This window comes from Mesosutterella porci (assembly GCF_022134585.1).
GTDB lineage: Bacteria > Pseudomonadota > Gammaproteobacteria > Burkholderiales > Burkholderiaceae_F > Mesosutterella > Mesosutterella porci.
This window is the reverse complement of sequence record NZ_JAKNCT010000002.1, coordinates 195,448-214,327: the sequence shown is the minus strand read 5'-3', so window position 1 is coordinate 214,327 and position 18,880 is coordinate 195,448. Positions and strand designations below refer to the sequence as shown.

15 protein-coding genes and 2 pseudogenes are annotated in these 18,880 nt (G+C 64.1%); 12 read left to right on the top strand and 5 right to left on the bottom strand.

All coding sequences use genetic code 11. The features are described 5' to 3' along the window. Window positions 1–98: 98 nt before the first annotated feature. The 6 genes from purD to MAF45_RS02600 all read left to right on the top strand — a co-directional run bounded on the left by purD (window position 99) and on the right by MAF45_RS02600 (window position 4,274). Window positions 99–1,385, top strand: a complete 1,287-nt coding sequence (gene purD / locus MAF45_RS02625) for a phosphoribosylamine--glycine ligase (protein ID WP_237977996.1) — start codon at window positions 99–101, stop codon at window positions 1,383–1,385. A 92-nt stretch (window positions 1,386–1,477) separates the two neighbouring features. Next, entirely contained in the window at window positions 1,478–2,104 is a 627-nt protein-coding gene (locus tag MAF45_RS02620; RefSeq protein WP_237977995.1) for a hypothetical protein, read from the top strand. Further along, window positions 2,101–2,778, top strand: a complete 678-nt coding sequence (gene nadD / locus MAF45_RS02615) for a nicotinate (nicotinamide) nucleotide adenylyltransferase (protein WP_237977994.1) — start codon at window positions 2,101–2,103, stop codon at window positions 2,776–2,778. Before MAF45_RS02620 ends, nadD begins: the two co-directional genes overlap by 4 nt. A gap of 5 nt (window positions 2,779–2,783) precedes the next feature. Further along, window positions 2,784–3,176, top strand: a complete 393-nt coding sequence (rsfS, locus tag MAF45_RS02610) for a ribosome silencing factor (RefSeq protein WP_237977993.1) — start codon at window positions 2,784–2,786, stop codon at window positions 3,174–3,176. Between the two features lie 6 nt (window positions 3,177–3,182). Next, the gene (gene rlmH, locus MAF45_RS02605; protein ID WP_237977992.1) at window positions 3,183–3,650 is read left to right on the top strand and encodes a 23S rRNA (pseudouridine(1915)-N(3))-methyltransferase RlmH; all 468 of its coding nucleotides are present in this window, start codon (window positions 3,183–3,185) and stop codon (window positions 3,648–3,650) included. A gap of 3 nt (window positions 3,651–3,653) precedes the next feature. Continuing rightward, window positions 3,654–4,274: a Maf family protein gene (locus MAF45_RS02600; protein ID WP_237977991.1), complete on the top strand. Its 621-nt coding sequence runs from the start codon at window positions 3,654–3,656 to the stop codon at window positions 4,272–4,274. Here MAF45_RS02600 and MAF45_RS02595 read toward each other — a convergent pair. The 3 genes and pseudogenes from MAF45_RS02595 to MAF45_RS02585 form a co-directional block, all read right to left on the bottom strand. Next, a complete protein-coding gene (locus tag MAF45_RS02595; RefSeq protein ID WP_237978033.1) occupies window positions 4,265–4,648 on the bottom strand; it encodes an FKBP-type peptidyl-prolyl cis-trans isomerase in 384 nt (127 codons plus the stop codon). The genes MAF45_RS02600 and MAF45_RS02595 overlap by 10 nt on opposite strands. After that, a pseudogene (locus tag MAF45_RS02590) lies at window positions 4,631–4,999 on the bottom strand (FKBP-type peptidyl-prolyl cis-trans isomerase); the annotation flags it as partial. The gene MAF45_RS02595 and the pseudogene MAF45_RS02590, both read right to left, overlap by 18 nt. Beyond that, window positions 4,982–5,302: pseudogene (locus tag MAF45_RS02585) on the bottom strand (FKBP-type peptidyl-prolyl cis-trans isomerase); the annotation flags it as partial. The pseudogenes MAF45_RS02585 and MAF45_RS02590, both read right to left, overlap by 18 nt. A gap of 288 nt (window positions 5,303–5,590) precedes the next feature. Between MAF45_RS02585 and MAF45_RS02580 the strand changes: the two are divergent. From MAF45_RS02580 to MAF45_RS02555, 6 genes are all read left to right on the top strand, one after another. Beyond that, window positions 5,591–7,351: a DEAD/DEAH box helicase gene (locus MAF45_RS02580; RefSeq protein ID WP_237977990.1), complete on the top strand. Its 1,761-nt coding sequence runs from the start codon at window positions 5,591–5,593 to the stop codon at window positions 7,349–7,351. A gap of 105 nt (window positions 7,352–7,456) precedes the next feature. After that, window positions 7,457–7,894, top strand: coding sequence for a hypothetical protein (locus MAF45_RS02575; RefSeq protein WP_237977989.1), 438 nt, complete (start codon window positions 7,457–7,459; stop codon window positions 7,892–7,894). 43 nt (window positions 7,895–7,937) lie between these two features. Next, on the top strand, window positions 7,938–9,722 hold the full coding sequence (locus MAF45_RS02570) for a M24 family metallopeptidase (RefSeq protein WP_237977988.1): 1,785 nt from the start codon (window positions 7,938–7,940) through the stop codon (window positions 9,720–9,722). 157 nt (window positions 9,723–9,879) lie between these two features. Then, entirely contained in the window at window positions 9,880–10,992 is a 1,113-nt protein-coding gene (locus MAF45_RS02565; RefSeq protein WP_237977987.1) for an efflux RND transporter periplasmic adaptor subunit, read from the top strand. Between the two features lie 15 nt (window positions 10,993–11,007). Next, window positions 11,008–14,154 carry an efflux RND transporter permease subunit gene (locus tag MAF45_RS02560; RefSeq protein ID WP_237977986.1) on the top strand — a complete coding sequence of 1,049 codons (3,147 nt, stop codon included), beginning with the start codon at window positions 11,008–11,010 and terminating at the stop codon, window positions 14,152–14,154. Continuing rightward, window positions 14,151–15,551 (top strand): efflux transporter outer membrane subunit, encoded by a 1,401-nt coding sequence (locus MAF45_RS02555; RefSeq protein ID WP_237977985.1) that lies wholly within the window; start codon window positions 14,151–14,153, stop codon window positions 15,549–15,551. The genes MAF45_RS02560 and MAF45_RS02555 overlap by 4 nt, the downstream gene beginning before the upstream one ends. A gap of 78 nt (window positions 15,552–15,629) precedes the next feature. Here the strand turns inward: MAF45_RS02555 and dnaJ are convergent, their stop codons facing one another. Both dnaJ and dnaK read right to left on the bottom strand, forming a co-directional pair. Next, complete coding sequence (dnaJ, locus tag MAF45_RS02550; protein WP_237977984.1) at window positions 15,630–16,775, bottom strand: molecular chaperone DnaJ; 1,146 nt, start codon at window positions 16,773–16,775, stop codon at window positions 15,630–15,632. 138 nt (window positions 16,776–16,913) lie between these two features. Next, window positions 16,914–18,836, bottom strand: a complete 1,923-nt coding sequence (dnaK, locus tag MAF45_RS02545) for a molecular chaperone DnaK (RefSeq protein ID WP_237977983.1) — start codon at window positions 18,834–18,836, stop codon at window positions 16,914–16,916. Between the last annotated feature and the right edge of the window lie 44 nt (window positions 18,837–18,880).

The following is an 18,880-nucleotide window of genomic DNA, read 5'->3' as shown; positions in this document are numbered from 1 at the left end:
GGCGCCGCTGCAGCGCCGGGCCTCGGGAAGACCGAAGAGCGGATTTCCTCAACGAATCCGCTTTTTTTATGACAAATTCCTGACACTGGGAGGCTGAAATGAAAGTTCTGGTTGTCGGCAGCGGCGGAAGAGAGCACGCCCTCGCCTGGCGCATCGCACAAAGCGATCGGGTTCAGACCGTTTATGTCGCTCCGGGCAACGCCGGAACCGACGCAGACCCGCTGCTGACCAATGTCGCGATCAAGGCGACGGATCTCGAAGCCCTGGCGGCCTTCGCTCGCGACAACGGCGTCGACTACACCGTGGTCGGCCCCGAGGCTCCTCTGGCGGCCGGCATTGTCGACCTGTTCCGTTCAAAGGGCCTGCGGATCTTCGGACCCACGAAGGCGGCCGCGCAGCTCGAGTCTTCGAAGGATTTCGCCAAGGCCTTCATGAAACGCCACGGCATTCCCACCGCGGCCTACGAAACTTTCACCGACCTGCAGGCCGCGGAGAGCTACATCCGCCGCCACGGCGCCCCCATCGTCGTCAAGGCCGACGGGCTGGCGGCTGGCAAGGGCGTCGTCGTCGCAGCCACCGTCGAGGAGGCCCTGCATGCCGTCAGGGACATGCTCTCCGGCAACAAATTCGGAGCCGCGGGCTCGCGCGTAGTCATTGAGGACTTCCTTGAGGGCGAAGAGGCCTCCTTCATCGTGGCCAGCGACGGACAGCATGTCCTGCCGATGGCGACTTCGCAGGACCACAAACGTCTGCTCGACCACGACCAGGGCCCCAACACGGGCGGCATGGGGGCTTACTCCCCCGCGCCCGTCGTCACTCCGGAGATCCACGACATCGTCATGCGCGAGGTCATTCTCCCGACCGTCGCGGGCATGGCCTCCGAAGGCCACCCCTTCACCGGATTCCTTTACGCCGGCCTCATGATTGGCCGGAAAGCTGACGGGACGCCCTGCGTCCGCGTGCTTGAATTCAACTGCCGCATGGGGGATCCCGAGACGCAGCCCATCATGAGCCGCATCCGCAGCGACCTGTCGCTTGTCTTTGAAGCCGCCATCAACGGCCGGCTCGACCAGGCCCGGATCGACTGGGACGCCAGAAGCGCTCTGGGCGTGGTCTGCGCCGCGGCGGGCTACCCTGAGCACCCGAGGAAGGGCGACATCATCGAGTCGCTGCCCCGGGTGGATTCCGACCACCTCGTCTTCCATGCCGGCACAGCCTGGAACGACAGGCATCAGATGGTTGTAAACGGCGGCCGGGTGCTGTGCGTCGTCGGCCTGGGCGGCACCCTGCGCGAAGCGCGGGACAAGGCCTACGAGGCCGTGGCCCAGACCCGCTGGAACGGCATGCAGTGCCGTTCCGACATCGGCTGGCGCGCCCTTAAGTGATAGTTCCAACCGGAGAGGCTCCCTCCTCTCCGGGATTCTTGATAAGGTAGGAGCCGTAAAGAATTTTCCTTTGCAGCACCGATGTGCCTGTCATGAAAACAAAATCTTTTATCCTCTCCTCGTGCGTTCCGCTGTTTGCCGCGTTTTCCTCCTCGGCTTCGGCTGTGGCGATCGCCGAGCCTTTCGCCTACCCGGAAAGCCTGTTGTCCGGACAGCCCGTGAAGGACAAGGCGACGGCTCCCGGCATGAGCTTCGGCGCGCTTAAGGTGGAGTTGGAGAAAACGCCCATCCGCGAGCTCTCCAAGCGCCTCGGCGCCCCGCTCGCACGCGAAGGCAAAGGCGATTTCACTCGAGACTGGACCTGCCTTAAAAACGGCAGACACGCGGTCTGGATCATCGCCTCGGATTCGGCAGCCGTGACCGAAGTTCAGATGGCCGCCCAGTCCGAAGCCTCCGGCAAGCCCGGGAAGTGCTACGCGCTTCCCCGCGAGTTCGAAGCGGCCTCGATCGGCGGGATCGTGCCGGGAATGAAGCTGAGCGAGGCTCTGGCCAGGCTTGGCAGCCCGACGTATTCCTCCGATGACGGCTGGTATTTCTGGTCGCAGTACAAGACGATCGAGGAGTACAGCAACACCCGCATTCAGATCAACTGGACGGGCATCCAGGCCTCCAATGGAAAGGCAGTCCGGATCTTCTCCAGCCAAGTGACCAACCCATGAGCGGCCCGCTGCTCCCCCGCCGGGGCACGGGACTGCTGGGAGGGACGTTCGACCCCGTCCACAACGGACACCTGGCCCTGGCGCAGCAGGCGCTGGAGTCCCTGCGGCTCGGCCGCGTCGACTTTGTGCTGGCCGCCAGGCCCTGGCAGAAGCGCGTCCTCACTTCCATCTCCGACCGGGCCAGGATGCTCGCCCTGGCGCTGGCCGGACGCGAAGGGATGCGGGTCAACCTGACGGAAGTCTTCAGGGACGGTCCCACCTACACCGTGGACACCCTGCGGGAGCTGCGCCGCCGCTGCGGGGCCTCCGAGCCGCTCGTTCTGTTGATCGGAATGGATCAGTGGGCCAACCTCACGACCTGGAAGAATTGGGAAACGCTCACTGACTACGCCGACCTCGCGGTTTTCAACCGCGGCGAGGCGCAGCCTTCCGTGCCCGAAAACCAGAAGCGCTGGTCCGCTACAAGGATCGTTCCGCGGGAGACGCTCAACCGCAGCCCCTGCGGCTTCATCTCTTTCTTCGACATGCCGCCGCACGAGGCGAGCTCGACGGCGATCCGCCGCCTGCTTTCGCAGCCCAGAACGGCGGAAAATACCGCTAAACTGGAAAAATGGCTTCCTTCGGAAGTCGCCCGGTATATTTTTCAACAGAGGCTGTACGCCTCCGGCAGATAACATCTATGGATATTCGCAAGCTCCAACGCACCATCGTCGATGCCCTCGTGGACCTGAAGGGACAGGACATCGTTGTGTTCAATACTGAAAAATTAAGCGATCAGTTCGCCCGCGTGGTCATCGCCACAGGCTCCTCCAGCCGGCATGCCGTAGCGCTGGCCGAAAATGTCCGGGAGGAAGTGAAGAAAGCGGGAGGAGACATCGTGGGAGTGGAAGGCCGTGAGACGGGCGAATGGGTGCTCGTCGACTGCGGCGCGGCCATCGTCCACGTAATGCAACCCCAGATCCGCGAGTACTACAACCTGGAGGAAATCTGGGGCGGCAAAAAGGTCAACATGAAGATCGACCCGGAGTTCGCCCTGCTCTCGCCCGCCAAAAAAGCGGCGCTGAAGCTCTAAGGCACCATGAAGCTGTGCATCGTCGCCGTTGACCTGAGGTCCCCGGCGTGGTCCTCGCAGGCCTGCGAGGACTACGCCAAGCGTTTTCCGCGCGACTGGAAGGTGGAGCTCAGGACCGTCCGGGAAGAACCCCGGCGGGGACAGCCCCGGGAGAAGCTGATGGCGGCGGAGGCCGAACGCATCAGACGGGCCGTCCCAAAGAATTCCATCCTTATCGCGCTCGATGAGCGCGGCAGGGATCTCACCACCATGCAGTTCGCCGCGGAACTCAGGCGCTGGCAGGAGGAAGGCGAGTCTCCAGCCTTCATTATCGGAGGCACAGACGGGATTGACGCCGCGCTAAAAAAAGACTGCCGGATGCTGATCCGCCTGAGTTCGATGACCCTGCCTCATGCACTCGCGCGGGTCGTGCTCTTTGAGCAGCTCTACAGGGCCTGGTCCATCCTCAACAATCACCCTTACCACAGAGCCTGAAACATGCCCGCCTGCCTTTATCTTGCCAGCAAAAGCCCCCGTCGTCTCGAGATTCTCAGAAATTTAGGCTACGCCGTCGTGCCCCTGCCTCAGGGCGGCAGCTCCCCCTTCGCCTTTGAAGGCGACGAAGAACGCGCTCCCGGCGAGAGCAGCGCCGACTATGTGCTGAGAACCGCACGGACCAAAGCGCTGCAGGCCTTTGAGGAAATCAGATCGCGGAATCTGCCGCGGCGGCCGGTCGTGGCCGCCGACACCACCGTCGTGCTGGGCGAGGACATCCTCGGCAAGCCCCGGGACAAGACCGAAGAGGTTCAGTTCCTGCGCCGTCTTTCCTGCCAGACGCACATCGTGCGCACCGCTGTTTTCGCCGGCACGGACGAAGCGAACCTGCGCGGGCTCGTGTCGGAATCCCGCGTCACTTTCGGCAGAATCACCTCCGAGGACATGCTCGCGTACGCCTCGTGCAGCGAGCCCTACGACAAAGCCGGGGGCTACGCCGTGCAGGGCCTCGCGGCCGCGTTCATTGAAAAAATCGAGGGCTCGTACTCCGGCATCATGGGGCTGCCGGTTTACGAGACGGCAGCCCTGCTGAGGGAATTCGGCTGCGGGCCCTTTCAGGACTGAGCCTGCAGTCCCATGAGCTCCACCTCGAACACGAGCGTGGCCCCGGGCGGAATCACTCCGCCCGCACCCGAGTCTCCGTAGGCAAGCTGCGGAGGGATACGAAGCCTGCGCTTCTCGCCCACCTTCATGCCGGCGAGACCCCGCTCCCAGCCGGGGATCACCATCCCGGCCCCCAGCGGGAACTCGATGGGCTCCCCGCGCTCCAGGCTTGAGTCGAACTGCGTTCCGTCCTCAAGCCAGCCGGTGTAGTGCACGGAGACCACGTCCCCCTGCCGCGCCTCGGGCCCCGAGCCCTCGCGAAGCGTCTCGATTTCGAGTCCGCCGTCATCTTCGGGCTGCGGCTCGCCGGCGCTGCGAACGCCGACAAGCTCCACCTCGAACACGAGCGTGGCCCCGGGCGGAATCACTCCGCCCGCACCCGAGTCCCCGTAGGCAAGCTGCGGAGGGATGCGAAGCCTGCGCTTCTCGCCCACCTTCATGCTGGCGAGCCCCTGCTCCCAGCCCGGGATCACCATCCCGGCCCCGAGCCGGAACTCGATGGGCTCCCCGCGCTCCAGGCTTGAGTCGAACTGCGTTCCGTCCTCAAGCCAGCCGGTGTAGTGCACGGAGACCACGTCCCCCTGCCGCGCCTCGGGCCCCGAACCCTTGCGAAGCGTTTCGATTTCGAGTCCGCCGTCATCTTCGGGCTGCGGCTCGCCGGCGCCGCGAACGCCGACAAGCTCCACCTCGAACACGAGCGTGGCCCCGGGCGGAATCACTCCGCCCGCACCCGAGTCCCCGTAGGCAAGTTCCGGAGGAATGCGAAGCCTGCGCTTCTCGCCCACCTTCATGCCGGCGAGGCCCTGCTCCCAGCCCGGAATCACCATCCCGGCCCCCAGCGGGAACTCGATGGGCTCCCCGCGCTCCAGGCTTGAGTCGAACTGCGTTCCGTCCTCGAGCCAGCCGGTGTAATGCACGGAGACCACGTCCCCGGGCTCCGCCTTTTCTCCCTCTCCGGTCCGGAGCACCTCAATTTTGAGTTCGGTCATTTTCACGCTTCCTCGCGCAGCCGAGCGCCGGGAGACTTTTCCCTGCTTTTCGGCAATCAGGTAAAATGCAGAGCCGCTGCGCGGAAAATCAATGCCGCCAGCGCAACTGCCAGACAATACCGGGCAGCCAGGCCGCCCGGGATCCACAGCCGGCCATCGGGCCGGCACGGTTTCCTCAATATACCGGGAACCGCCCGTCTGATGATAGATTAACTAACACAGCACTCCACTGCCTGGGCCAGCCCGCAGCCGCGGTTGGCATCGGAGCGCCTTAAGGTTTTCCTCCAAGTGAACCAACCGTTTGCAGATCTGGGGCTCATCGAGCCCCTGAACCGCGCCGTAGCCGACATGGGCTACGAGCAGCCGACCCCGATACAGCAAAAGGCTGTCCCCGCCGTCCTCCAGGGCCGGGACATTCTCGCGGCAGCCCAGACGGGCACCGGCAAGACCGCCGCCTACAGCCTGCCCCTGATCCAGAAAATCTCGGCCGACAAGGCCCCCGTCCAGCCCAAGCAGGTAAAGGCGCTCATCCTCGCGCCGACGCGCGAGCTCGCAGCGCAGATCCACGAAAACATCCGCTCGTACTGCCGCTACACCAGAGTCAGCTCCGCGCTCGTTTTCGGCGGAGTGAACATCAAGCCGCAGACCGCGGCCCTCGCCGGAGGCGTCGACATCCTGATCGCAACGCCGGGGCGGCTCCTCGACCATGCGGGCCAGGGCAACGTGGACCTTTCCGCCGTGCGCTATCTTGTCCTCGACGAAGCCGACCGCATGCTCGACATGGGCTTCATCCACGACATCCGCCGCATCCTGAAGCTCGTGCCTGAAAAGCGGCAGAACCTGCTCTTCTCGGCTACGTTCAGCCCAGACATCCGGCGCCTAGCCGACACACTCCTCTCCGATCCCGTCTCGGTCGAAATCTCCCCGAACAAGGAATCGGCCTTGATCCGCCAGCAGGCCTACAGTATCGCCAAAAACCGCAAGCGCGAGCTGCTGCGGGACCTGATTGTCGATGGCGGATGGGACCAGGTGCTCGTGTTCACCCGCATGAAGCACGCCGCGAACCGTCTCTGCCAGCAGCTTATCCGCGACGGCATCTCCGCGGCCGCCATTCACGGCAACAAGAGCCAGAACGCTCGGACGCGCGCCCTGGCGGACTTCAAGGCGAAGAAGGTGCGCGTGCTCGTCGCCACGGACATCGCCGCCCGCGGCCTTGACATAGAGCAGCTGCCGCATGTAGTGAACTACGAGCTGCCGGATGTCCCCGAAGATTATGTCCACCGCATCGGACGCACCGGCCGGGCGGGCGTTGAGGGACACGCCGTGAGTTTCGTCTCGCCGGAAGACCGCCCGCAGCTTGCCGCCATTGAAAAGCTGCTGAAGGAAAAAATCGAACTCATCACCCCCGAAGGCTACGACGGACCGCAGCCCGAGGACATGGCCGAAGACGACCGGAAGGCTGAGCAGAGCCGCCGCCGGCAGCTCGCCCGCCAGAGCGAGGCCCGCAGAGCCAGGAAGAAAGAGCCCCGCAAGCCCCAGCCCAGCGGCTCAGCTCAGGCTGTCGCCGAGGCGCTTCCCGCCGCCGGCGAAGGCGACCGCGGCTTCTCCGACCGCGATCCCTCTGCCGGACGCGGCCGCAGAAAGCCCGCCCGCGGATCGGCTTCCTCTGCCGGCAAGAAGGCCGCAGGCCCCGATTTCGACCCGGACAATTTCGGCAATTCAATTCATTACCGCCCCCGCAAGCCCGCGCGGCGCGGCCGCAGCGCCTCCATCGGACGCTATGAGCCGAAGGATCCCTTCGCGCCGGAGCAGCAGGCCCTGTTCCTGCCGCAGAACATGCCGGGCGAGGCGCCCTATCCTGCCGGAGGGAAACCCCGAGGGGCCTCCTCGCGCCCGGGCAAAGGCCGCTCCCGCAGAAGCGGTCAGCCTCGCCCCGCCCGCAGCACTGACTACTTCGAGCAGAACTCCCGCTACAGCGACAGCAACACCCGAAGCAACCTGCCCCCCGGAATGATCGCGCGGCGCAGCAGCCGCGGCCGCAGGCACTGACGAAGCGCGGGAAAAGAGCCGGCGGCCCCTCTTTCCCGCGGCCCCTGTTCGGATTCGCCCGCGCTTAAAATAGTCCGTTGGTTTCCTTCTCCTGGAGCAGACGCTTTGAAAGCCAGCCTGACACGCTCTTTCCTCCTTGCCGCCGCATTCCTGCTGGCCGGTTGCTCGACAACGGCCCCGCAAAAGCCCCAGGAGCAGGCTGCGGCCTCCCCCCGGCAGTCCGCAGCGGCGGCGCCCGCTGAACGGCTCCCGCAGGCCTCTCCGTCCGCGAAGCCCGCCGCCCCGCAGGAACAGTTCCCCGCCGACCCCCTGATCGACGCCCCGTACCAGACGCTCGCCACCTGCCGTGCCGCCGAGCCGCTCGTCTCGGGAGAGCGCTTCGGCGACACGAGGCTCATCTGCCGCGGGCTACATGTGTCGGCCACGATCACTGAATTCCGGGACGCGGGCTGGCGCATAGAGGAACTGCGGATGATAGAGTCGAAAACTCCCGATGGGGTCGTGGCCCTGCCTTTCAGCGTCACGCTGAGAAAGCTCTTTTAAATTGATTGATGACTCATTGATGAGAAGGGGGGTACGCACGAACATGCCAGAATCAGCCAGCCGGATCGCAAAGCTCAGAGAGCATTTAGTGAAGCAGGGCCTCTCGGCCTGGATTTCGATCACCTCCGACCCCCATGCCTCGGAGTACGTCCCGGGGCGCTGGGCGGAAAGGGCCTGGCTGTCGGGCTTCACCGGCAGCTACGGCATTCTTGTCGTCACGGCCTCGGAGGCGCTGCTGTGGACCGACAGCCGCTACTGGGTCCAGGCCTCGCGCCAGCTCGAGGGCTCCGGCATTGCGCTGATGAAGCTCGGCGCACCGGGCGTCCGGGGCTGGATCGAGTGGCTTTCCGAGAACCTGGCCTCCGGCTCGAGCGCAGGAATCTCCGGCGAGAGCCTGCCGCTCGAGCTTGAAACAAAGCTGCGCGAGGCGCTCGACCCCAGGGGCATCGCGCTGAGGACCGACCTGAACCTGGCCGCCGAAATCTGGACAGACCGTCCAGCCCTTCCCCACAGCCGGATTTACGAGAACACGCTCGCCCCGGAGCCTGCGGGTCACAAACTCGAGCGGCTTCGCGGGGAGCTGGCGAAAAAGGGCGCCGATGCCTTCGCCACCTCGGCGCTGGACGAAATCGGCTGGCTCACCAATCTGCGCGGCTCGGACGTGGACTACAACCCCGTTTTCCTGTCGCATCTGCTCGTGCTGAAAGACCAGGCCTTCGTGTTTCTCAATGAAGACGGACTGCCCGCCAAGCTGCGCCCGAAGCTAGAGGCCGAGGGCTTTTGCATCCGCCCCTACGACGCATTCAGGGACAGCCTGCGGGCTCTGCCCGCCTTGAGGCTTTTCATCGACCCCTCGGTGATTTCCTCCACGGCGGCCGGCGCCATAGGCAGGCAGGTGGAGATCATCAGGGGGATGTCGCCCATCGCGCTGCTCAAGACGCGCAAGACGAAGGAAGAGATCCGCCTGATTGAAGAAACCATGAAAAAGGACGGCGCGGCGCTCTGCAGGTTCTACGCCTGGCTTGAGGAGGAGCTCGCCCGAGGCAGAGCCCTCACGGAAATGGACGTGGTACGCAGGCTCCATGAAGAACGATCCCGGGAAAGCGGCTACGTGAGCGAGTCCTTCGGAACCATAGCAGCGGTGGGCCCCAATGCGGCTCTTCCGCACTACACGCCCGACGAAGCCCACTGCAGCCCGCTTGCGGGAGATACAGTCCTGCTGATCGATTCAGGCGCACAGTATCAGAGCGGAACGACGGACATCACCCGCGTCACGGCGATCCACCGTCCCCCGGAGGCGCTTCGGAAGGACTATACGGCCGTGCTCCGTGCGCACCTTCATCTGCTCGACGCTTACTTTCCCGAAGGGGCTTACGCCTCGCAGCTCGATACCTTCGCCCGCGCCCCGCTCTGGGAGACTGACGCGGACTTCGGCCACGGTACAGGCCACGGCGTCGGCTTTTTCATGAACGTGCACGAGAGGCCCTATTCGATTTCCCCGCGCAGCCTGCCCTCGGAGGCCACCCGCACGGTGGAGGGCGTCGTCGTATCGGACGAGCCCGGGCTTTACAGGGAAGGGCGCTGGGGCATCCGAATCGAAAGCCTCATCACCCCGGAGGTGAGGTCGGAAAGCGAGTTCGGGCGCTTCATGGGCTTCCGGGCCCTGACGCTGTGCCCCATCGACACGCGCCTCATCGTGGCCCGGATGATGAAGTCAGAAGAAATCGCGCTGCTTAACCGCTACCACCGCCAGGTCCGCGAGGCTCTCCTGGATCGGGTTGAAGGCAAGGCGCTCGACTGGCTGGTCAAGTCCACCGAATGGTTCTGACCTCCGCAGGGAATCCCGAAGCAGAGATGCGCATGAGACTTTAACGATCATTTACGGAGCCTTGCCGTTTTTTTGCAAGCCGTCAACGATTCTTTTACTTTCTCCGGCGTATCTTTCCCAGAAAAATAGCCGCGTTTTTCATTCAAACAGAGGCCCCATGAACATTTCTTGGCTCAAACCGCTGGTTCTTTCCGCGATCGCGGCCGTGCTGGCCTCGGGCTGCAGCGATTCAGGCAAAAAAGCGCCCGCTGTGAAACCCGTTGAAGTTTCGACCGTCACGGTGACTCCGGTAGACGTTCCCCACTGGCAGGAAGTCATGGGGAAGACGGAGGGCACCTCTCAGGTGGAAATCCGCTCGCAGGTCTCCGGCATACTCAAGCGCATCGCCTACGCTGAGGGCACTCCGGTGAAGGCCGGGCAACTTCTTTTCGTCATTGACCCCTCGGCCAGCGAGGCGGCGCTCAAAGAAGCTCGCTCGCAGAGGGACCAGCTCGCCGCGCAGGCCGCGCAGGCCGCCCGCGAGCTCAAGAGAACCCAGGGCCTCGAGGCCGCCCAGGCCGCCTCAAGGAAGGAGCTCGACGACGCGCTCTCCACAGAACAGTCGGCCAAGGCCGCGCTGGCCGCCGCGCAGGCCAGGGTCGAGAGCGCCGCAGTAGACCTCGCCCACACTCAGATCCGGGCACCTTCCCCCGGGGTAGCCGGGCTTTCGCTGGTCCATACGGGGTCGCTGGTCACGCAGCACACGACGCTGCTCACCACATTGACCCAGAAGGGCGACCTGAGGGTCGTGTTCGCCATCAGCGACCGCGATCTGGGCGAAGCAAAAATCTCGCGCAGCAGCGCCGTGGAGGTGGTCAATCCGGAGGGAGCGAGGCTGCCGGCGCGGCTCGACTATGTTTCGCAGGCGGTCGACGACGACCTCGGGACGAGGCAGCTGCGCGCCAGACTGCAGAAAACCACCGGGCTTCTTTCCGGACAGTTCGTGCGGGTGCGGCTGCAGACGGGAGTGGAGAAAGGGGTTTACCTCGTGCCCCAGGGAGCTGTGCTCCAGCAGTCTGACGGCACCTATGCGCTTTACACGATGAAAGACGGAAAGGCGCACAAGACCGCGGTAACCGTGGGCACATGGGACGATGCAAACTGGATTGTCCGCTCCGGCCTGAAGCCGGGCGACCAGGTCATCGTCAATCAGATCCTGAGGCTGCGCGACGGCCGCGAGGTCAAGGCAGCCTCCCAGAGTGCCGCGGCAGGCTCCTCTCCGGCTCAGTAAATCGAGGCTCCGGCCATGCTTTCCCAGTTCTGCATCAAGCGCCCCATCTTTTCCACCGTCATGGCGATACTGATCATCCTGGCGGGGCTGATTTCCATCCGCGTGCTGCCCATTTCGCAGTACCCGAACATCACGCCCCCTTCGGTCATGATCAACGCTTCCTATGACGGGGCCGACATCCTCACCTTGTCGCGCACGGTCGCCCAGCCCATCGAGGCGCAGCTGTCGGGCATTCAGGGCCTGCTCTACTACAGGACGACGCTGCGCTCGAGCGGAGAGGTCCGCATCGACTGCACCTTCGACATCGGCGTCAACCCCAACGATGCGGTTCTCGAAATCAACAACCGGGTCCGCACCGTTGAGCGCAAGCTGCCGCAGGCCGTGCGCAACGTGGGCGTGACGGTCCGCAAGAGAAGCTCCGACAACCTTCTGCGCGTCATCCTCACCTCGCCAGACGGCAGCATGTCGCCGATCGAGATGGCTGACTACGCGAATGTGAACATCGTCGACGAGCTCAAGCGCGTGGAGGACATCGGCGACGTGACCATCTTCGGCAACGTGGAGTCCTCGATGCGCATCTGGGTCGACCCGCTGCGGATGGCCAAGCTGAAGGTGACGACATCGGACATCCAGAGCGCCATTTCCAGCCAGAACATGCAGTACGGCATCGGGCGCACCGGCTCGGCCCCCACCGTGGAAGGCCAGCAGCTGTTCTACACGGTCACAGGACGGCGCCAGCTCATCAATCCGGATCAGTTCCGGAACATCGTCATCAAAAGCGACCCGAGCCTCGGCGTGATCCATCTGCGCGACGTCGCCCGGGTGGAGGTCGGCAACCGCAACTATGAATTCGTAAGCCGCCAGAACGGCGCCCCAGCGGCCAACATCGCAGTGTTCCTGCAGTCGGGCGGCAACGCTCTCGCCGCGGCCAACGCGGTGAAGAACCGACTCAAGGAGCTCTCCGTACATTTTCCGAAGGGCAAGCTCGCCTACAACGTCACCGACGACACCACCGTCTTCGTGAAAGCCTCCATCCGCGAAGTTCTCATCACGATCGGAGAGGCTTTTCTGCTGGTGCTGGGCGTCGTGTTCCTCTTCCTGCAGAGCTGGCGCGCGACCCTCATCCCCATGATCTCCGTGCCGGTGTCGCTGATTGGCTGCACCGCAGGGCTGTGGCTGTGCGGCTTTTCCATCAACACGCTCACCCTTTTCGCGATGACGCTCGCAATCGGCATTGTGGTGGACGATGCCATCGTCGTCCTCGAAAACGTCGACCGGCTGATGACCCAGCAGCACCTGCCGCCGCGACAGGCCGCGCAGCAGGCCATGAAGGAGGTCTCCAGCGCGCTCATCGCCATCGTGCTCGTTCTTTCCGCGGTTTTCATCCCTGTCGCCTTCCTGGGCGGCATGGCGGGCGAGCTCTACAGGCAGTTCGCCGTTACTGTCGCCATGGCCGTGATCATCTCGGGCTTCAACGCACTCACCCTCACCCCGGCGCTGTGCGCCCTCTTCCTGAAGCCCGGGGATCCCTCGAGGAAAAAGCCGCGCTTATTCCTCGCCTTCAACCAGATTCTTGCCGTCTCCACGGATTTCTTCATCCGCGTCGTGAGCTGGCTGCTCGCCCACGGGAAGCTCTGCTTCGTGCTGCTGCTGGCCGTCTCGGCGCTTGTCTGGGAACTGATGGCGGTCACGCCGACCTCCTTCATTCCCACCGAAGACCAAGGGCTCGTGAGGATGACCTTCCGCATGCCTGACGGAACCGCTTTCCCGAGAACCTACAAGGCCACCACGGAAATCGCCGACCAGATCCGGAAGCTGCCGGGCATCGACTCTGTCGTGTCTGAAACCGGACGAGACTCGACCACGTCGGACTTCAGGCCCGACATCGCCTCCTTCACGGCAAAGCTCAAGCCCTGGGACGAGCGCAGCGTCACCGCCTCGGACATCCGTGTCCGGATGCAGTCAATCGCCAGCGCCCGCACGGACGGAGTCGGCACCGCAACACTTCCCGCGGCGATTCCGGGCCTGGGCAGCACCAACGGCTTCACGGGCTTCATCCTTGCCCGCGGCAGCGACAATCCGAGGGCCCTACAGGCGGTGACCGACGACTTCATCGCGGCGCTCCGGGAGCATCCCGAGCTCACATCGCTGCGCAGCTTCCTGCAGGCCGAATCCCCGCAGCTTTCCGCCGAGGTGGATGAGGAGAAAGCGGCTGCGATGGGAGTCGACATCGCCACGGTCTACAACACCCTCGGCACCCTGATCGGAAGCACCTACGTCAACGATTTTCCCCGGGACTCCAAGCTGCTTCGCGTCATCGTCCAGGCCGACGCCCCCTACCGGATGAATCCGCAGGATATTGGGCGGGCCTGGGTGCGCTCCAACTCCGGAGAGATGATCCCGCTCTCCACCCTGGTCACGGTAAAGAGGACCTCCGGCCCCATCAGTATGACGAGGCTTAACGGCTACCTTGCCGCGCGCTTCATGGGTGCCGCGGCTCAGGGGGTGAGCTCCGGCAGCTCCATCAGCCTGGTCGAGAAAGTCGCCGACGAGGTGCTTCCGGAAGGCTATACGATCGGCTGGGTGGACCAGGCCTGGCAGGAAAAGCGCATCGGCAGCTCCTCCTCGACAGCCTTCGGGTTCGGCATCCTCGTTGTATTTCTCATTCTTGCGGCCCTGTTCGAGCGCTGGTCTCTGCCCGTCGCGGTGGTGCTCGCGCTGCCGTTTTCGCTGCTCGGAGCCTTCCTTGCAGTGGATCTGAGAGGCTTCAACAACGACATTTATTTCCAGATCGGCCTGCTCGTTCTGATCGGACTAGCGACCAAAAACGCCATTCTGATCGTGGAGTTCGCCCTCCAGAAAATGGCCGAGGGCGAAGAGCCCGGGAAAGCCGCGGTTGACGCTGCACGGCTTCGCTTCAGGCCCATCCTGATGACCTCGCTCGCGTTCATGCTGGGCGTGCTGCCGCTTGCGATCGCGAGCGGAGCCGGATCCGCAGCCCGCCGTTCGATGGGAACCGGCGTGCTGGGCGGGATGCTGCTCTCCACATTCATCGCGACGCTGTTCGTTCCGGTGTTTTTCACCTGGTTCGCCTCGCTGGGCCGCCGCAGGTCCGGCGGAAGCGGTTCGCCTGCTGAAAAGAAAGGGAAGGAGGAAAAATGAAGCGCTCCTTTGCTCTGCTTGTGGCTGCGAGCCTCAGCTCGATCGGACTTTCCGGCTGTTCAACCCCTCCGGGGCTGCCCGAGACGCTGCCCGCTGAAAAAGTGCACCTTCCCGCCGACTGGCAGGCTCCCGCGCCGCAGGGCAGCGTCGCCTCAGAGCGCGACGACTGGTGGTCCGAGCTGCGCGACCCGCAGCTCAGCTCTCTCATCGAATCGGCGCTGCGCGACGCCCACAACGTGAAGGCCGCCGCGGCCCGACTCGACGCCGCCCGAGCCTACGCAAGGCAGGTCGGGGCCGACCTCTATCCCGAAATAGGCCTGGCCGCCGACTCAGGCCGCGGCAAAACACGCAGCACTTCCACTAACGCCGTGTCGCGCCCCCACTATCTCAGGGCGGCTGCAAGCGCGTCCTGGGAGCTCGACTTCTGGGGCAAAAACAGAAATCTTCGGGAATCGGCCCTTGCCTCGGCCGACAAGAGCCTGTGGGCTGCGCGTGCCGTAAGGCTCTCGCTTGCCGGGAGCATCGCCCGCGAATACATCGGCTGGCTCGGATCGCTGCGCAAGCTCGACCTGGCCGTCGACAGCCTCGAGACAATGCAAAAGACTCTTGAGATCGTCCGCTCCCGCCGCGGCCTCGGCACGGCAACCGACGTGGACGTGAGCAGCTCCGAGGCGGAGCTCGCCTCGAGGAAGGCGGACGCGGACACGCTTCGGCTCGAGGCCGAGCAGCATGAGCACGCGCTCGCCCTGCTCGCCTCCCGCCCGGAGCTGCGGCTGCGAAGGCCCGCGACGCTCGAACTGCCCTGCCCGGCCGTGCGCCCGGGGCTGCCGAGCGAACTGCTGCAGAACCGGCCCGACGTGCGGCAGGCTGAGGCCGCCCTGCGCAGCAGCCATGCGGAAATCGCCGCGGCCTACGCAGCCTTTTTCCCCAGCATCTCGCTCACCGGCTCCGCCGGCACGCAGTCGCGCGAACTCAGCGGCCTTTTCGGCGCATCCATCTGGTCGCTGGGAGTGTCGCTCGACCTGCCGATATTCGACTTCGGGCGGCGCACTGCGCGCTACGAAGAGACCAAGGCCGCGGAACGGGCGGCCCTCGAGGCTTACCGCCAGGCTGCCGAACAGGCCTACGGGGACGTGAGAGACGCTCTGTCCTCGACCCGTTACCTGAAGGACATCGAGGAGTCACGCCGCACCTCGCTCGAGGCCTCGCAGCGCGCCCTGCTGCAGGCGCTTGACCGCTACAGACTGGGCGGCGAGGGATTCCTCACGGTTCTTACCGCCCAAAGGACTTTCAACAGCGCCGCAGCCAGCCTGGCCGACGCACGCTCGGAGCGCCTATACGCCTATGTGAGCTTCAACGAAGCTCTTGGGGCGGGAGCCTCAGAGGAAAAACCGTGAAGCCTAACAGCAATGGGAGCCGCCGCTTAATGCGGCAGCTCCCATTGTCCCTGAAAGCAGGCGGCGCGCCTGCTGTCTTCAGTCAGCGAAAAACGCCTTCACCTTATCGAGGAAATTCTGGTTCTTCGGGGAATGCTTGGCCCCGTTCTCGCCGATTTCCTTGCCGAATTCCCGCAGCAGCTTCTTCTGCGAGGAAGTGAGGTTCACCGGCGTTTCCACATAGACGCGACAGAAGAGATCCCCGGTCACGCCGGAGCGCAGGCTTTTGATGCCCTTACCGCGGAGCCTGAAGACCTGGCCGGTCTGCGTGCCCTCGGGCAGGGTGATGCGTGACTCGCCGTCGAGCGTCGGAACCGTAATTTCTCCGCCCAGGGCCGCCGTCACGAAGGAAATCGGCTGATCGATGTACAGATTCGATCCGTCGCGGCGGAAGAGCTCGTGATCCTTGATGTGCACGACCACATAAAGATCCCCGGCCGGGCCGCCGTTGACGCCCGGGCCGCCCATGCCGGAGAGGCGGATTCTCTGGCCCTCGTCGATGCCGGCCGGAATGTTGACCTGCAGTGTCTTGGTCTTGCGCTGGTGGCCCGTGCCGTTGCAGTCAGGGCACGGGGACTGGTTGACCTGTCCGCTGCCGTGGCAGTTCGGGCAGGTCTGCTCCACGGAAAAGAACCCCTGCTGCATGCGCACGGTGCCGCGTCCGCCGCAGTGCGGGCAGGCAACCTTGTGGGTCCCAGGACGGCAGCCCGTACCGTGGCAGGTCTCGCAGGTCTCCCAGACCGGGACGCGGATTTCAGGCTTGACGCCCTTGGCCGCGTCCTCGAGCGTGATGGTGAGTTCGTACTGGAGGTCCTCTCCGGAATAAGCCTGCGGCCCCGAGCATCCTCCCTGCTGATTGCGGAACATGTCGCCGAAAATATCGCCGAACACGCTACCGAAGATATCGGCGCCGTTCATTCCGCCCATGCCGCCCATGCCGGAGCCGCCGGCCGCCCCGCTGTCGACTCCGGCCTTGCCGAAGCGGTCGTAGGCGGCTCTTTTCTGGGCGTCGGAAAGCACGGAGTACGCTTCGCCCACCTCTTCGAACTTCTCCTTGGCGGTATCGTCGCCGGGATTGCGGTCCGGATGGTACTTCATGGCAAGGCGCCGGTATGCCTTCTTTATGTCTTCCGCAGAAGCATCGCGCGACACACCCAGCACTTCGTAATAATCCCTGTCTGCCATAGTTCTTAGTCCACTAAGCCCCTGCGCCCTTTTCGGGGGAGCGCCGGAACAGAATTCTTAAAACCGCAAAAGGGTCGGTCCCCGTTCATAGGGAATCGACCCCCTGCAGCTCATCTCCGTTCAGAGATGCGCCTGCGGTCAGTGCTTGACTTCCTTGAAGTCAGCGTCAACCACGTCATCGTCCTTGCCGCCCGGCTTCTTCGCCTGCTCCTGGGCGGGCTTGGCGGCCGACTGCTGCGCGGCTGCATTGAGCTTCTCGCCGATCTTCTGGGCCGCCGCCATCAGCTTTTCAACGGCCTTGTCGATCGCCTCCTTGTTCTCGCCGCGCTGAGCCTCCTCAACTGCCTTGATTTCAGACTCGCAGGCGGCGCGGTCAGCCGGGTCAACCTTTTCGCCCAGATCCTTCAGGGTCTTGCGAACCTGAGAGACGGCGGCATCGGCCTGGTTCCTCGCCTGGGCGAGATCGAAGCGCTTCTGGTCCTCGGCCTTGTTGGCCTCGGCTTCCTTCATCATGCGGTCGATCTCTTCATCGGAGAGCCCGGAGCTTGCCTTGATCTCAATGTGGTTCGCCTTGCCCGTGGCCTTGTCCTTGGCGCTCACGTGCAGGATGCCGTTCGCGTCGATGTCGAAGGTCACCTCAATCTGGGGCAGTCCGCGAGGAGAAGGCGGAATGCCATCGAGGTTGAACTCGCCAAGCAGCTTGTTGCCTTCGGCCATCTGGCGCTCGCCCTGATAGACCTTGATGGTCACGGCGGGCTGATTGTCCTCGGCAGTCGAAAACACCTGCTGGTGCTTGGCCGGAATCGTGGTGTTGCGCTTGATCATCGGGGTCATCACGCCGCCGAGCGTTTCAATGCCCAGCGTCAGCGGGGTGACATCGAGCAGCAGCACATCGCGGCGGTCGCCCGAGAGCACCGAACCCTGAATGGCTGCGCCGATAGCGACGGCTTCATCCGGGTTCACGTCCTTCCTCGGCTCCTGACCGAAGAACTCCTTCACCACCTGCTGAACGCGCGGCATGCGCGACTGGCCGCCCACCAAGATCACGTCGGAAATATCCGAAGTGGTCAGGCCGGCGTCCTTAAGGGCCTTGCGGCAAGGCTCGATGGAGCGCTGCACCAGATCCTCAACAAGCTCCTCGAACTTCGCGCGAGTGAGCGTCTTGGTGAGGTGCTTCGGGCCCGTGGCATCGGCCGTGATGTACGGAATGTTAATTTCCGTCTCCTGCCGGCTCGACAGCTCGATCTTGGCGGACTCGGAGGCTTCCTTCAGGCGCTGCAGGGCCAGCGGATCCTTCGACAGGTCGATGCCCGTGTCCTTCTTGAACTCCGAGATCAGGTACTCCATGATGCGGCGGTCGAAGTCTGCGCCGCCGAGGAACGTGTCGCCGTTGGTGGAGAGCACCTCGAACTGCTTGTCGCCGTCGACGTCAGCCAGCTCGACGATGGAAATATCGAACGTGCCGCCGCCCAGGTCGTACACGGCGATCTTGCGGTCACCCTTGCCGCCCTTGTCCATGCCAAAGGCGAGCGCGGAGGCCGTCGGCTCGTTGATGATGCGCTTCACTTCCAGCCCGGCGATGCGGCCCGCGTCCTTCGTGGCCTGACGCTGGCTGTCATTGAAGTAAGCCGGCACCGTGATGACTGCCTCGGTGACGGGTTCGCCCAGATAGTCCTCGGCCGTCTTCTTCATCTTGCGCAGAACTTCAGCAGACACCTGCTGCGGAGCGAGCTTGCGCCCGTCCTGCACCTCGACCCAGGCGTCGCCGTTGTCGGCCTTGACGATCTTGTAGGGGAGATGGCTCATGGCGTTTTGCACCGCCGGGTCATCGTAGCGGCGCCCGATCAGGCGCTTCACCTCGAAAATCGTGTTCTTGGCGTTTGTCACGGCCTGGCGCTTCGCCGGAATACCGCAGACCACTTCGCCGCTGTCCATGTAGGCGACGACGGAGGGAGTCGTGCGGGCGCCTTCGCTGTTTTCAATGACATGAACTTTGTCGCCTTCCATCACGGCGACGGCAGAGTTCGTCGTACCAAGGTCAATGCCTATGATCTTGCCCATTTTCTAATCCTTCTTCTACGAGGCGCTGCGGCCTCATGTCGAAC

Bases quoted from the DNA above. Each gene is read 5' to 3' on its own strand.
- dnaK (WP_237977983.1), bottom strand. From the start codon at position 18,836: ATGGGCAAGATCATAGGCATTGACCTTGGTACGACGAACTCTGCCGTC.
- rsfS (WP_237977993.1), top strand. From the start codon at position 2,784: ATGGATATTCGCAAGCTCCAACGCACCATCGTCGATGCCCTCGTGGAC.
- rlmH (WP_237977992.1), top strand. From the start codon at position 3,183: ATGAAGCTGTGCATCGTCGCCGTTGACCTGAGGTCCCCGGCGTGGTCC.
- nadD (WP_237977994.1), top strand. From the start codon at position 2,101: ATGAGCGGCCCGCTGCTCCCCCGCCGGGGCACGGGACTGCTGGGAGGG.
- MAF45_RS02620 (WP_237977995.1), top strand. From the start codon at position 1,478: ATGAAAACAAAATCTTTTATCCTCTCCTCGTGCGTTCCGCTGTTTGCC.
- MAF45_RS02570 (WP_237977988.1), top strand. From the start codon at position 7,938: ATGCCAGAATCAGCCAGCCGGATCGCAAAGCTCAGAGAGCATTTAGTG.
- MAF45_RS02600 (WP_237977991.1), top strand. From the start codon at position 3,654: ATGCCCGCCTGCCTTTATCTTGCCAGCAAAAGCCCCCGTCGTCTCGAG.
- MAF45_RS02560 (WP_237977986.1), top strand. From the start codon at position 11,008: ATGCTTTCCCAGTTCTGCATCAAGCGCCCCATCTTTTCCACCGTCATG.
- dnaJ (WP_237977984.1), bottom strand. From the start codon at position 16,775: ATGGCAGACAGGGATTATTACGAAGTGCTGGGTGTGTCGCGCGATGCT.
- MAF45_RS02565 (WP_237977987.1), top strand. From the start codon at position 9,880: ATGAACATTTCTTGGCTCAAACCGCTGGTTCTTTCCGCGATCGCGGCC.
- purD (WP_237977996.1), top strand. From the start codon at position 99: ATGAAAGTTCTGGTTGTCGGCAGCGGCGGAAGAGAGCACGCCCTCGCC.
- MAF45_RS02555 (WP_237977985.1), top strand. From the start codon at position 14,151: ATGAAGCGCTCCTTTGCTCTGCTTGTGGCTGCGAGCCTCAGCTCGATC.